At 65.5% G+C, this 13,476-nt stretch carries 13 protein-coding genes; 7 read left to right on the top strand and 6 right to left on the bottom strand.

Annotation, left to right across the window (positions count from 1 at the left end):
• Positions 1 to 70 precede the first annotated feature (70 nt).
• Positions 71 to 1,258: a histidine kinase gene (locus C7K55_RS12410; protein WP_106633041.1), complete on the bottom strand. Its 1,188-nt coding sequence runs from the start codon at positions 1,256 to 1,258 to the stop codon at positions 71 to 73.
• Between the two features lie 89 nt (positions 1,259 to 1,347).
• Between C7K55_RS12410 and C7K55_RS12405 the strand changes: the two genes are divergently transcribed.
• The 3 genes from C7K55_RS12405 to pepN are packed head-to-tail and all read left to right on the top strand — an operon-like array spanning position 1,348 to position 5,086.
• The gene (locus C7K55_RS12405) at positions 1,348 to 1,908 is read left to right on the top strand and encodes a hypothetical protein (protein ID WP_106633040.1); all 561 of its coding nucleotides are present in this window, start codon (positions 1,348 to 1,350) and stop codon (positions 1,906 to 1,908) included.
• Positions 1,909 to 1,952: 44 nt separating this feature from the next.
• Positions 1,953 to 2,393: a cAMP phosphodiesterase gene (locus C7K55_RS12400; RefSeq protein ID WP_106633067.1), complete on the top strand. Its 441-nt coding sequence runs from the start codon at positions 1,953 to 1,955 to the stop codon at positions 2,391 to 2,393.
• A 5-nt stretch (positions 2,394 to 2,398) separates the two neighbouring features.
• Positions 2,399 to 5,086, top strand: coding sequence for an aminopeptidase N (pepN, locus tag C7K55_RS12395; RefSeq protein WP_106633039.1), 2,688 nt, complete (start codon positions 2,399 to 2,401; stop codon positions 5,084 to 5,086).
• On the opposite strand, the gene C7K55_RS12390 is transcribed toward pepN, so the two are convergent.
• Positions 5,087 to 6,181, bottom strand: a complete 1,095-nt coding sequence (locus C7K55_RS12390; RefSeq protein WP_241518362.1) for a glycoside hydrolase family 10-like protein — start codon at positions 6,179 to 6,181, stop codon at positions 5,087 to 5,089.
• Between the two features lie 92 nt (positions 6,182 to 6,273).
• Positions 6,274 to 7,281 carry a ribose-phosphate pyrophosphokinase gene (locus C7K55_RS12385; protein ID WP_106633037.1) on the bottom strand — a complete coding sequence of 336 codons (1,008 nt, stop codon included), beginning with the start codon at positions 7,279 to 7,281 and terminating at the stop codon, positions 6,274 to 6,276.
• 68 nt (positions 7,282 to 7,349) lie between these two features.
• Here C7K55_RS12385 and C7K55_RS12380 point away from each other — a divergent pair, with 68 nt between their 5' ends.
• Positions 7,350 to 7,853: a hypothetical protein gene (locus C7K55_RS12380; protein ID WP_127432038.1), complete on the top strand. Its 504-nt coding sequence runs from the start codon at positions 7,350 to 7,352 to the stop codon at positions 7,851 to 7,853.
• Here C7K55_RS12380 and C7K55_RS12375 read toward each other — a convergent pair.
• A complete protein-coding gene (locus C7K55_RS12375) occupies positions 7,836 to 8,837 on the bottom strand; it encodes an LCP family protein (protein ID WP_106633035.1) in 1,002 nt (333 codons plus the stop codon). The genes C7K55_RS12380 and C7K55_RS12375 overlap by 18 nt on opposite strands.
• Positions 8,838 to 8,928: 91 nt before the next feature.
• On the opposite strand from C7K55_RS12375, the gene C7K55_RS12370 reads away from it, so the two are divergent.
• Positions 8,929 to 10,125, top strand: coding sequence for a Coenzyme F420 hydrogenase/dehydrogenase, beta subunit C-terminal domain (locus C7K55_RS12370; protein ID WP_193486330.1), 1,197 nt, complete (start codon positions 8,929 to 8,931; stop codon positions 10,123 to 10,125).
• Positions 10,122 to 11,648, top strand: coding sequence for a 4-alpha-glucanotransferase (gene malQ / locus C7K55_RS12365; RefSeq protein ID WP_106633033.1), 1,527 nt, complete (start codon positions 10,122 to 10,124; stop codon positions 11,646 to 11,648). The genes C7K55_RS12370 and malQ overlap by 4 nt, the downstream gene beginning before the upstream one ends.
• Here malQ and C7K55_RS12360 read toward each other — a convergent pair.
• Entirely contained in the window at positions 11,612 to 12,424 is an 813-nt protein-coding gene (locus C7K55_RS12360; protein WP_241518359.1) for a helix-turn-helix domain-containing protein, read from the bottom strand. The two genes, malQ and C7K55_RS12360, sit on opposite strands and share 37 nt — an antisense overlap.
• Positions 12,425 to 12,534: 110 nt before the next feature.
• A complete protein-coding gene (locus tag C7K55_RS12355) occupies positions 12,535 to 13,266 on the bottom strand; it encodes a pseudouridine synthase (protein WP_106633066.1) in 732 nt (243 codons plus the stop codon).
• Positions 13,267 to 13,336: 70 nt separating this feature from the next.
• Here C7K55_RS12355 and C7K55_RS12350 point away from each other — a divergent pair.
• Positions 13,337 to 13,476, top strand: a 140-nt coding sequence (locus C7K55_RS12350) for a sigma-70 factor domain-containing protein (RefSeq protein ID WP_277621544.1), incomplete at its 3' end; no start/stop codon positions are given.

Genomic DNA, 13,476 nt, shown 5'->3' with positions numbered 1-13,476 from the left:
GCGTTGATGTATTGGAAGCTACGGGGCAGGGGGACCCTTCGTCAAGGAGAGCAGCGCTTCAGGCCTGTTATCACTGGGGAGCGACGCGACGATCAGGGCCCCTTGGCGTCAGGCCGGGTTGGACCTGGCCGCTCCAGACCGGCACGCTGACGTGGAAGCAAGCACCCTCGCCGGGTTCCGACACAACCCAGATGCGCCCCCCGTGCACCTCGGCGATGCGGCGGCAAACCGACAGGCCCACGCCGTAGCCCGAGGTGGTGCTGGAGGTTTGGGGCAGGCGCACCCGATCCAGAAAAATCCGTTCCTGCTCACTTTTAGGTATCCCCGGACCGGTGTCGCAAAAGCTCACCTGCACCCACTGGTCGGTGCGGTGCAGCAGGGTCAGGTGCACCCGGCCCCGGTCCGGGGTGAACTTGAGGGCGTTTTCCAGCAGGTTCAGCAATACCTGGCGCATGCGGCGCTGGTCGGCGAACACATCTGGCAGGTCGGCGGGGATGTCGGTGATCAGCTCTAGGTCGCGGCCGATCCAGAGCTTTTCCAGCTCCAGAATCGCCTCGGCTGCCACCTTGCCCAGCGCCAGGCGCTGGGGATTAAAGAGGGCCTCCCAGCGGGTTGTACCCACCTCCAGCAGGTCCTTGGAGAGTTCCTGAATGTCGTCGAGGCGGCGGGTGAGTACGTCGCGGAAGCGGGTCTCGTCGATCTGGCCGAGGGTGTGGCTCTGGAGGGCGAGCTTGGCAGCCGTCAGCGGCGTGCGCAGCTCATGGGCCACCATCCGCAGCAGGCGCTCCTGCACCCCAAGGCGCTCGGTCAGGGTTTCGTTTTCCTGGCGCAGCACCAGCAGCTGGTCTTCCAGCTGCAGCTCGCGCTTGGTGCGGCTGCCATCAATTTCAGCGGGCCGCAGGCTCATGCCCAGGCTCGTAACCACCTCCATCTGCTGCCAGCGCGGCAGCCAGCTGCGCAGCTTCTGGGTGATGGCATTGCCGGCGATCACCTGCTTGGGCAGGGGGTCGAGCTTCACCAGGGCCGGGGTGGCCACCAGCCGGTGCAGCTCCAGCAGTTGGGGTTGGTGGCCCGGATCGGCGATCTCCAGGCTCACCTTGAAAGCGCACTCCTCGCTTTTGAGGAACTGGATCAGGTTGCGCAGGTCCTGGCTGGCCAGGTGGTAGCTGGTGGCGACAAGCAGCAGCTTCAGTTCGGGGCGTTCGGTCGCTCCGTCGTTGGCGACCTGGGCGGCCGTGGTGGGGTGATCGACGCTCACGTGGCCAACCCTATGGGGATTTGGCCAGAGCAGCTCGATTTCGCTATGACTAAAGCAACCAATGCCGTGCGCCCTAGGGCCGGGATGTCATGAGCATGCCTTCAAATTCCAGTCCGGTGGCGCCGCGCCCCAGGATTCAGCTCGACAGCAATACAAGGCGCTGGTTTGCCCGCAACCTGGGCCTGTGGCGCTCGCGCCGGTTGTACTTCTTTGAGGATGGTGAGGCGCTGCGGGTCGACATGATGCTGCGGGTGGAGATATTCAGTGAGCCGGTGGAGGGTGATGCGGCCTATCGCTTCACTTGGTGGCCCGAGCAGGAGTTCGAATTCTTCGACAAAAAGCCCCGCTACGTGCCCACTGGCACCATGGAGGCCAATCTCTGCGGTCACCAGCTCAGCCGCAGCTCCGGCTACTTGAGCGGCGCTCCCACCAAAAGTCAGATCCGCCAGGTGGATGAGCACGAGCTGATTTTTGAATCCCACTATCAGGAGTGGGACATCCTTGAGCACACTCGCCTGGTCGACCAAGACCGCTACCGCTCCCGTTCGATCTACTCCTGGAAGAACGGCGCCCTGGATGTGGCCGAAACCCACCACGAGATCCGGGTTGAAGAAGCGGGGGCGCCCATCCCGCACGACGCCCTGCCTTGATGCAGCAGCATGTAGTCAGCAATTTTTCTTTTCCGGTGTTCGTGATGCCCCGTAGTTTTCTGGCTCCCCTGCTGGTGCTTCCCCTGCTGCTGGTGCCGGCAGCAGCCCTGGCAGCTCCAGCCACTGAGGCGGAAATGAACCTCTACACCCGGATTGCAGCCGTAAACGTTTGCATTGCCCGGGGGGCAGGGGTGCCCTTCGATAAAGCGGTGGGCATTGCTGGCGAAACCATCGCCCAGCTGATTCAGGGCCAGCACGATGGCGTGATCAGCCAGGTGGGAGCTAAGCCGCTCAGCATCGACGACCTGCGCAAGGGATCGATCAACTCGGCTGTCCTCGGTGCCGCTGAGATCTGCCCCAAGGAGGTGCCAGCAGATGTAATGGCCAAGGTGCAGGACGCCATCAAGCAGTCGCCCGATGCCAAGCCAGCAGTGAAGCCCGCCACCCCTAAGCCCGCTACTCCTAAGCCCGCTACCACTAAGTAATTCCCATGCCCCTCGTGCGCCTCGCCGATTACCGTCCGGCGCCGTATCTGCTTGAGCGCACCGATCTGACGGTGCAGCTCCACTCCGGCCACACCGAGGTGCTGGCCCAGCTGGCCTTCTTGCCCAATCCGCTGGCCCAGCCAGGACCGTTGGTGCTTCAGGGCGTCGACTTGGAGCTGCTGGAATTGCGGCTCGATGGCGAGCTCCTGCCGGCTGAGGCCTTTGAGCTCAGCGCCGATCAGCTGGTGATCACCCAGCCTCCCGCTGGGGTTTTTCAGCTGCAGAGCCGGGTGCGCATCCACCCGGAAACCAACAGCACCCTTGAAGGGCTCTACGCCAGTGGCGGGCTGTTCACGACCCAGTGCGAAGCCGAGGGATTTCGGCGCATCACCTTTCACCCCGACCGCCCCGATCTGCTCAGTCGCTTTCAGGTGCGGATCGAAGCCGATCGGGCCAGCTGTCCGGTGCTGCTCTCCAATGGCAACTGCCTAGAAAGCGGCCCTTTGCCCGCCGATCCCGGCAGTGGTTCTGAGAGTGGTGCTGAGCGCCACTTCGCTGTTTGGGACGACCCCTTCCCCAAGCCCTCCTATTTATTTGCCCTAGTGGCGGGCCAGCTTGAGGAGGTGAAAGACAGCTTCACCACCGCCAGCGGCCGCACCGTGGCCCTGCGCATCCACGTGGAACCCGGCGATGCGCCTTACACCGCCCACGCCATGGCGTCCCTGAAACGCTCGATGGCCTGGGATGAGCAGCGCTACGGCCTCGAATACGACCTCGATGAGTTCAACATCGTGGCGGTGCGTCACTTCAATATGGGCGCGATGGAGAATAAAAGCCTCAATATCTTTAATTCCAAGCTGGTGCTAGCCGACGCCGAAACCGCTACCGATGGCGAGCTTGAGCGGATCGAGAGCGTGATTGCCCACGAGTATTTCCACAACTGGACAGGCAATCGCATCACCTGCCGCGAGTGGTTCCAGCTGTCGCTCAAAGAAGGCCTAACCGTGTTTCGCGACCAGAGCTTCACGGAAGATATGCACGGTGCGGCATTGAATCGCATCGAAAATGTTTCGAAGTTGCGTAATAGCCAGTTTCGTGAAGATGCTGGCCCCACTGCCCATCCCGTGCAGCCTGATGCCTATCAGGCGATTGACAACTTCTACACCACCACGATCTACGAAAAGGGATCGGAACTTATTCGTATGTTGCACACCCTGCTGGGTGAGGAGGCGTTTATGCGGGGGATGGCGCTCTATGTGAGCCGCCACGACGGCACCGCCGCCACCTGCGAAGACTTCGTGCAGGCGATGCAGGATGCCGCCCCAGTGCCGCCGCCCTTTGATTTCGCCCAATTTCGCCGTTGGTATCACCAGGCCGGCACGCCGCGGCTGCACATCCAGCGCCACTGGGATGGCGAAACGGGCGTGCTCGAGCTGCAGGTGCAACAACACACCCCAGCGACACCCGGCCAGAGCGACAAGCAGCCGCTGGTGATTCCCCTGGCCCTGGGGCTGCTGGGTCAGGGCGGCGAATCCCTCCCCGTGCGGCTCGAGGGAGAACCAGACCCAGCCCGGCTAGCTGGCGATGGCACCCGCCTGCTGGTGATCGACCAGCCCCAGCAGAACCTGCGCTTGGTGGGACTCCCCCGTCAGGGCCATCCCCCGGCCCTTTCTCTACTGCGCCATTTTTCAGCGCCGGTGATCCTGGAAATGGGCCGGCCCACCGCCGAGCTGGTGCACCTGCTGGCTGCCGATAGCGATCCTTTTGCCCGCTGGGATGCGGGCCAGGTGCTGCTGCGCCAAGCCGTGCTGGCCCGCGCTGCAGGCGGCACCGATGGCCTGCTGGAAGAGGAGCTGATCGATGCCTTCGGCCGGATCCTGGCCGATCCCTCCCTATCCGAGGCCAGCCGCAGCGTGTTGCTGGCCCTGCCAGGTTTGCCCGAGCTCGAAGATGCCGCCGTTGCCGTTGGCGCTGAGCCAGATCCGCCGGCCCTGTTTGCGGCGCTGCTTGCCCTGCAGCAGCGTTTTGGTGTGGCCTTGGCCGTGCCCCTGAGCGCTGCCCTGGAGCGCTGCACGCCCCAGTGGAGCCTGGCCTGGCCCGCTGGTAACGGCGATCGCCTGCTTACGGGCACCGTGTGGAGCTGGCGAGTGGCCGCCGGTGATGAGCAGGTTGCGGCGGCTGCAGCGGCGGCGGTGCAAGGCCCCTCGATGACCCTGGCCCGCGCTGGCCTCAGGGCCTTGCAGTGCCATCCGATCGCTGAGCGCCAGCAGGCAGTGGAAGCTTTTTACCAACGCTGGCAGCACAAGCCGGTGATCCTTGATGCCTGGTTTGCCCTAGAAGCATCTGCGCCCTTTGCCGATGGCCTGGAGCGGGTGGCTCGCCTGCTGGAACATCCCCGCTTTGATCCCGCGGCGCCCAATTCGGTGCGGGCCGTGCTCGGGGGGCTCGCCGGTAATACGGCGGTGTTCCATGCCGCCGATGGCTCCGGCTACCGCTTCATGGCAGCTCGCATCGCCGATCTCGACCAGCGCAACCCGATCACGGCCTCGCGCCTGGCCAAGGTGTTTAGCCGCTGGCAGAGTTACGGACCAGTCCGTTCAGCCGCGATGCACGCAGCCCTCGAGCAGCTGGCGGCAGCATCTCTCTCCCCAAACACCGGTGAGGTGGTTAGTCAGTGCCTGGGCGCTGACTAGTCAGCGCAGGTAGCTCTGGTGCAGCTGGCGAAAGGCAGCTTGGCGGTAGGCAGCCCCCTCAGGCCCGGCGTGCAAGCCCCAAAGGCCCTCCCAATAGAAATAGATCACGCCATGGCCCCGCTGCAGCGATAGCTGGGCTTTCTGGGCCAGGGTCGCCATGGTGGGGGTGCGGCCACCGAAGCCCGCCAGGATGCCGATCTCCACAGGCATGCCCCAGCTGCGTGCCTTCACCAGGGCCGGTTGGTTGAGGTCCTTTTCGAAGCCCTTCACCGAGTGGGCGTAGTTCTGCACTACGAGGTCGTCGATCAGCTCGCCCAAGGACCAAAGCTCCCAGTCCTGCAGCCAGTGGTTGTAAGCAAAGCGGAAGGGGCCCGGCGAGAGGCTGATCACCGTGCCAGAGGGCTTGAGCTGGCCCCGCAGCTCCCGCAGCAGGGCGGTGAGCTGCTGACGCCGCCAGCGCATCCAGGCCCGATCCGTATGGTCGTTTGGCGGCTCCCGGCCCGTGGCCGCCCGGAATAGTTCGCGGCTGTAGGGGTCGTAGCCCAGCTCCACCGGCCAGGCGAAGTGGTCGTCGAGCTGGATGCCATCGACGCTGCAGCGCTGCACGATTTCGCCGATCAGGCCAAGAAAGCGCTGCCGCACCCCCGGGTGGGCGGGGTTGAGCCACACCATTGGTTTGCCGTGCATGACCATCTCAGTGCTGCCATCCCGGCGCTGCAGCACCCAATCGGGGTTTTGGCGCACCACGGCAGCATCGGCAGGCTCCATCAGGCCGTACTCAAACCAGGGGATCACCTGCAGGCCGCGGCGATGGGCGGCCTTGGTGAAGCGGCAGATCGGATCGAGGTTGGGGTTGGCCTTCTCCAGGGCCGGCTCCATCGGCGCATGGCGGGAGCGGTGGAAGGTGGTGCCCCGGCTCCACACGTTGGGATAGAGGGTGTTGAAGCCCGCTTCTGCCAGCTCCTGCACCGCCCGATCGATGCGGGCGGGGTCGTAGTAGAGGGGGCTGGGGCTATTGGTGAGCCACACGCCGATGCGCCGGGGCGGAGCTGGCTGAGTTTGGGCCAGCAGTGGAGCGTTGGCAGCCCAAGGCAGGGTGAGCAAAATGCTCGCCGCAGCTGGCAAAAAAGCCTTTAAGCGGGTAAAACGACGCAACTTCACCGGAGCTGGTTTCAGCGGATCTGCCCTCAGCGGAACATTGAGCTCACCGAGCTCTCCTCGTGGATGCGCCAGATCGCTTCGCCGAGCATCTTGGCCACCGAGAGCACCTGGAGCTGGGGGAAGCGGTCTTCATCGCGGCGGGGAATGCTATTGGTGACAAGCACCTCCTCGAACAACCCAGGCTCCGACATCCGCTCGATTGCCGGTGGGGAAAACACCGCATGGCTGGCGCAGGCCAGCACCCGGGTTGCCCCCCGCTGCCGCAGCAGCCGGCCACCGGCACAGATCGTGCCGCCGGTGTCGATCATGTCGTCGATCAGGATTGCGGTCTTGCCCACCACATCGCCAATCACGGTGAGGCTTTCGGCCACGTTGTGACCGGAGCGACGCTTGTCAATGATCGCCAGGGGGGCGTCATTCATCTGCTTGGCGAAGGCCCTGGCCCGCGCTACCCCGCCCACGTCCGGGGACACCACCACCACTTCGCCAAGGTCGCGGGTGCGCAAATAGTCGACCAGCACCGGCGATCCATAAATGTGGTCGCAGGGGATGTCGAAATAGCCCTGGATCTGGGCGGAGTGCAGGTCCATGGCCAGCACCCGATCCACCCCTGATTTAGCCAGCAGGTTGGCAACGAGTTTGGCGGTGATCGATTCCCGTCCGGCGGTCTTGCGGTCGGCGCGGGCGTAACCGTAGTAAGGGATAACAGCGGTGATCTGCCGGGCCGAGGCCCGCTTGCAGGCATCCACCATGATCAGCAGCTCCATCAGGTGATCGTTCACCGGGGCGCAGGTGGGCTGGATCAAGAAGACATCGCAGCCCCGGATCGACTCCTGAATCTGGATGTAAAGCTCGCCGTCTGCGAAGCGTTTGATCACCCGCGGCCCATCTGGCACGCCCAGATAGGTGCCAATTTCCTGAGCCAGGGCTTGGTTGGAGGTGCCACTAAACAACCTCAGTCGCCGGGTGTCGTGATTCGACTGGCTCGCGCTGCCCTGGGGTGCCACGCGATCAGCGGTCAGAAAACTGGTCACGGCGGCCGCTAACGCGTCGGCTGAAACCTGATGGTAGAAGCGAGCCCGCCCACCTAGTACAAAAATCCATGACTCTTTCCCTGTCTGGTCGGCAACGCCCCTTGGTGTTGGTGGGAGCTGGTGCAGCGGCTGCGGTGGCGGCACTGCAAGCAGAGGCGGGGCCACCGCTGGCCTTGGCCCTGGGCCTGCCCTGGGGCAACCCGCTCGCAATTGAGCAACCGCCCCAATCGCTGGCCTCCCTGGCTGAGCAGGGACCAGGCCTGGTGCCCTTGCCGCTTGATCCCGGCCTGGTGTTGCAGGGATTCGGCCACTGGGCCGAGGCCCTTGGGGCCTGGCGCCAGCCGGTGCTGCTGCTGCTGACGGCCGAGCAGCTGCAGACGGGCCTGCCGGCGGCGATGGCGGCCCTGCTGGCCCAGTGGCAAGTGCCCTTGGCCGGGCTTGTGCAGGCCGGTGGCCCCTGGCAGCCAGACCTGCGCCGCGGCGATGGCCTGCCCTGGTTGGGAACCCTGGAGGAGCCTTTTGACCTGGCCCCTGCTTTGGCCCTGCGATGGGAGCTATTGCTGAGCCGTTGAGTTAGTCGCTGCCGGCCAGAGGGGCTCAGGGGCGCTGCTGCTGATCTCGCGCAGGCTCAGTTTGGTGCCCCGGCTGCTGTTGGGTTCCTGTTCCTGTTCCTGTTCGGGTGCCGGTGCCAGGGGCAGGCTGGTGAATTGCACGCTCTCGGCCTGATCTAGGCCAGCCGCCAGCAGGCTCAGGGTTTCTGGCTGGCTCAAGTTGGTGACAACCCCCTGGTTGTTGAGTGATTTGAGCAAATTGGCAAGTTGGCCCAGCTGTTCCGGCATGGCCAGCTCCCGCAGCAGGCTGCGCACCACCAGCTGCTGGTTGTCCTGGCGACTCTCCTCAGGCCGGTCTGGATCGCGGTATCGCACCAGTTGCTCCACCTGGTTGCCCTTGAGCCGTTGCAGCCCGCCCTGAAGGTTGATGCTGAAGCGCTGGCTCTTGTCCTTGTAGCGAAGAGCCAGGGTGGGATTGGCGGCGATGCTGCCGAGGCCATCCACCAGGCTGCGCAGATTGGAGCGGCCCAGCACCAAAAAGCGCGCTGGCTGGCCTGAGTCGAGGCCTATCAGGTTGCGCACCGCATCAGCGGTGAGGGCTACGCCGCCCATGCGATAGAGGCTGCCGAGACTCTGGGGGCGTTTCTGGCCCGGTAGTTGCACGGCCAGGTTGGGCGGCAGGCTGAGCACCTGCAGGGGGCCCTGGGGATTAACCCGCACCAGCAGCAGGGCATCGGCGTTGGCTGCCCCACGGGGAGCGGCCTTGTTGAGCGGATCCCCGGGACGCTCGCTGTCGAGGCCGATCACCAGCAGGGTGATGCTGCGGCTAGGGGGCTTGGCCAGGTCGGCTGGCGTCAGCTGCTGCAGCGGTTCTGTGGCACGGTCTCCTATGGGCCAGAGCACACCGATTAGACCAGCGCCCGTGGCCATGCCCACGGCTAACGCACCCAGCCGCAACAGGGTGGGTCCCCGGCGGGGTTGGCTTGGGGCGGAACGTCGGGCCATAGGGGCTTGTCGGCAAACTACTTTGGCCCAAGCCTCAACGCCTTGCACCCGATAGGTTGTGGCGGCGCAGATGCGATGGGGAAATCCGCTGATGGCTGCAAGTGCTCCCCATGAGCGCGCCCGGCCCCTGGCCAAGGGCAGCGTCTATCCAGCCAAAGATTTATGCAGCCAGTGCGGTCTGTGTGACAGCCGCTGGGTTGCTTACGTGAAAAACAGCTGCGCCTTTCTGGAGCAGCGCTTTGAGGCTATGGAGGCCGCGGCCCATGGCCGTAGCCGCGACCTCGACAACGAGGAGGAGCTTTATTTCGGGGTGCAGCAACGCATGCTCACCGCCCGGCTCCAGCAACCGATCGAAGGGGCCCAGTGGACGGGGATCGTCAGCCGCATCGGCGTGCGGGCCCTGGAAACTGGCCTGGTCGACGCGGTGCTTTGCGTTGGCCAAAGCGAGGCCGATCGCTTCACGCCCGTGCCCCGCCTCGCCCGCACCCCGGAGGAGGTGCTCAGCGCCCGGGTGAATAAGCCCACCCTTTCCCCAAACCTGGAGGTGCTGGAGCAGCTGCCCGGCAGCGGCATCCGCAAGCTGCTGGCGATCGGCGTGGGCTGCCAGATCCAGGCCCTGCGGGCGGTGCAACCCACCCTGCCCCTCGACGAGCTCTACGTGCTGGGCTTGCCCTGCGTAGACAACGTCAGCCGAGCGGGCCTGCAGACCTTCCTCGACAGCACCGTCAGCTCGCCAGAGACGGTGGTGCACTACGAGTTCATGCAGGACTTCCGCATCCACTTCCGCCACAGCGACGGCCGCGAGGAAACGGTGCCCTTCTTTGGGTTGGACACACCCAAGCTCAAGGATGTATTTGCTCCGAGTTGTTTGAGCTGTTTCGACTACACCAACGCCGGCGCCGATCTGGTGGTGGGCTACATGGGCGCGAGCTTCGGCCGCCAATGGCTCACGGTGCGCAACCCCAGGGGCCAGCTGCTGCTGGATCTGGTGGAGGAGGAGCTTGACATGGCCCCTGTTACTTCCAGTGGTGAGCGTTTTGCGGCGGTGCAGCAGGGCATCGAGGCTTACGACAAGGCCCTGAAGCTGCCCATGTGGCTGGCCAACCTGATTGGTTTGGTGGTGCAGCGGCTAGGGCCGAAGGGCCTGGAATATGGCCGCTTTTCGATCGACTCCCACTTCACCCGCAACGCTCTCTGGTTGCGGCGTAACCACCCAGGAAAGCTCGAAGCCCACATTCCGGCGTTTGCCAAGGCCATTATTAGTCGTTATCGGCTGCCGGCCTCGTGAATCAGGCCCACCGCCATGCCGGGGTGCTGCTGCACCCCACCTCCCTGCCCGGTAAGGGTGGTTGCGGCAGCTTTGGCCAGGCTGCCCACGATTGGCTTGACCTCCTCGGTCGCCATCGCATTGGCGTTTGGCAACTGCTGCCCCTTGCTCCCCCCGACGGCACCGGTTCGCCCTACAGCTCCCCTAGCGGCTCGGCCCTCAACCCCTGGCTGCTGGATGGTGAGCGGTTGCGCCAGGAGGGTTTCCTGGAGCCCCATGACTTAGAGGCCCTACCTGGAGCTGCGATGGCGGCCGGGCCGATGGATTTGTCTGTGGTTGCGGCCCGCAGTACGGCTCTGGGGGAGGCCCTTGCCCTCCGCTGGGGCGCCCAGCCGGCAGAGCAGCAACGGGCTTTTGCCCGCTGGCGGCGCAGCCAACGGCGCTGGTTGCCAGACCACGCCCTATTCATGGTGATCCGCCGGCTCCAAGGCGGCCAGCCCTGGTGGCAGTGGCCGGCTCCCCTGGCCCAGCGTCAGCGCCGCGCCCTAGCGCGAGTTGCCACCGAGCGCGCCGACTGGCTGCTGCAGGAGCAGCTGCTGCAGTGGCAGCTGCAGCGCCAGTGGCAGCAGCTGCGCCGTCAGGCAAGCCAGGCCGGCGTGCAGCTGCTGGGAGACCTGCCGTTTTATGTGGCCCACGACAGCGCCGATGTCTGGGCCCACCGCTCCTTGTTCTCCCTGCGCTCCGATGGCTCGCTCACTGCCCAGAGCGGCGTGCCGCCCGACTACTTCTCGGCCACCGGCCAGCTCTGGGGCACCCCTGTTTATCGCTGGCCCAGACACCTGCTCAGCGGCTTTAGCTGGTGGCTGGCCCGCCTGCAGCGCCAATTCGAACTGTTTGACCAGCTGCGGCTCGATCACTTCCGCGCTCTGGAGTCTTTTTGGAGCGTGCCCGGTGATGCACTCACCGCCGAAAACGGAAGCTGGCGCTGGTTTCCAGGCTGGCCGTTGCTGGCCTTGCTCTGGCTGCGCCGCGGCAGGCACCTGCCCCTAATTGCTGAGGATCTTGGTGTGATCACCCCGGCGGTGGAGGCCCTGCGTGATGGCTTCGGTTTGCCAGGCATGAAGATCCTGCAGTTCGCCTTTGATGGCGACTCCACCAATCCCTACCTACCAGCCAACATCCGCGGTCGCCGCTGGGTGGTGTACACCGGCACCCACGACAACGCCACCAGCGTTGGCTGGTGGCAGAGCCTCGGTGACGACGCCCGTCAGCGGCTGGCCGAGGCGGTGGGTGCACCGATTACGGCGCCGGCCTGGCAGCTGCTGGAGCTGGCCCTGGCCAGTCCTGCCGACCTAGCGGTGGTGCCCCTTCAGGATCTGCTGGAGCTCGATGACCGGGCCCGCTTCAATACCCCAGGCACCAGCTCGGGCAACTGGACTTGGCGCCTGCAGCAGCCGGTGGCCAGCCTGGACGGGGCCCTGCAGGGCTATGGCGCCATGGCGGCGAGCTACGGCCGGGCTGCGTCTGCTGGTGAGCTGAACTGACCGGGCTGGCCCTTGACTGGCTGCAGGGGCGAGCCGTTCCAGCTCACTAGATCCCCGGCGCTGGGTGGAGGGTTGAGACTGAGTCGGAAGCTGCCACTGAGGGGCAGGCTGATGCTGCCGCTGCTGTTACGCAGGTTGGTGCGAACTCCGCTGGCGCTCTCCAGCGTGAGCTGGCTGGGCTGGCTTAATTGCAGCTCCAGCACTCCGGCCGCTGGAATTTGGCTTGGCTTTGCCCGCCGCAGTTGCCCAACCCCCTGGCCCCTGGCGGCCAGCTCCAGGGGGCGCAGCTCGGGATAAAGCTGCAGTAGGGCTTGATCAGGCCGCGGCGGTTTGGCCTGGTCAGCGGCAGGCAGGGGCGAAATCGGCCGTAGCGCCAGCAGCCCCCGGGCTGCCAGTTGCTGCTGCTGCAGGTTCACCGCGTAGATCAGTCCCAGGGTCAGCAGGCCGTAGAGCAGGGTGCCCTGCCAGGTGGTGAATACATCGATTGAGCCCGGCGTGAAACGACGCAGCAGGGGCTCTCGCTTTTGGCCCTGGAAACGGCGGTGTTGCTCGCTGCTGGGCAGCGCCGTTTCCAGGCTGCCCGGTGGCAGCTCTAGGTGTCGCTCGATCAGCGGCACCATGGTGCGCAGGTAGGTGGCTTCCGGTAGCCGGTCGCGCCAGCCTCGCTCTAGGGCCTCCAGCACTGCCGCGCTGATGCGTGTTTGCAGGGCGAGGTCCCGCAGGCTCAGGCCCCGTTCCTCGCGCCGCAGCCGCAGCCGCTGGCCTGCTGCCAGCAACGGATCAGCCGGAGCCTCGGCAGGCCCACTTGGGGCCGCTGATTGTCCAGGGCGCCACCAGCGGCCGGGGCGGCCTCGCGGGCGCTTTGGTGGCAGCGGGGTGGAGGGGCTCAGGGTGGGGGCGTGGAATTAAGCAGCTGCCATTCTTGGCGATCGAGGCGCCGCCAGCGACCTTCGGGCAATGCGCCCAGCTGCAGGGGGCCGATTGCCAGCCGCTGCAGATCGAGCACGGGGTGGCCAAGGGCCTCGGCGGTGCGCCGGATCTGACGGTTGCGTCCCTCCCCCATCCGCAGTTCGATTTCGGTTGCCTGGGGGCGCCTTTGAATCAGCATCAGCCCCACCGGTTGGCTGGCCTGGCCATCAAGGGGCACTCCGGCAGCCCAGCGCTCCAGCACCCGGTCCTCCGGTTGGCCCTTCACCCACACCCGGTAAGTCTTGCGGTGGCCGTAGCGGGGATGGGTGAGCCGCAGGGTCACCTCCCCCTGGTTGCTGAGCAGCAGGGCGCCGCGGCTGTTGGCATCGAGCCGGCCCACCGGGTGGAGTCCACTGCCGTGGCGCAGTTCGGCTGGCAGCAGGTCCAGCACGGTGGTTCGCCCCTCGGGATCGTGGCAGCTGCAAACCACTCCCACCGGTTTGTTGAGCAGCAGCAGTAGGGGCTGGGGCCGGGCCGCCAGGGGCTCTCCCCGCACGGTGATGCGATCGCGCTCGGGGTCGGCCCGATCGCCCAGCTGGGCCACGGCACCATTTACCTGCACCAGGCCTTGATTCAGCAGCTGTTCTGCCTGGCGCCGGGAGCAGAGCCCGGCGTTGGCTATCAGTTTTTGCAGCCGTTCAGTGGCCATGCCACCCATGTTCGCCCTTAAAAAGAATGGTAGGTTTGCGAAACCAAAGAGTTTCGTAAACCGGCTCGCCATGTCCGCCCTGCCCGTTCTTGGCTCCAGCCCCAGTGCCGGTGCTGCCTCGGCCCAATCAGGTGGCGACCTGGTGCGTAGCTACCTGCGGGACATCGGGCGAGTGCCGCTGCTATCCCATGAGCAGGAGATCACGCTGGG

Source organism: Cyanobium usitatum str. Tous, assembly GCF_003011885.1.
Taxonomy (GTDB): domain Bacteria; phylum Cyanobacteriota; class Cyanobacteriia; order PCC-6307; family Cyanobiaceae; genus Cyanobium_A; species Cyanobium_A usitatum.
Note: the sequence above shows the minus strand (reverse complement) of the source record. Positions and strands in the feature narration are given on the sequence as shown.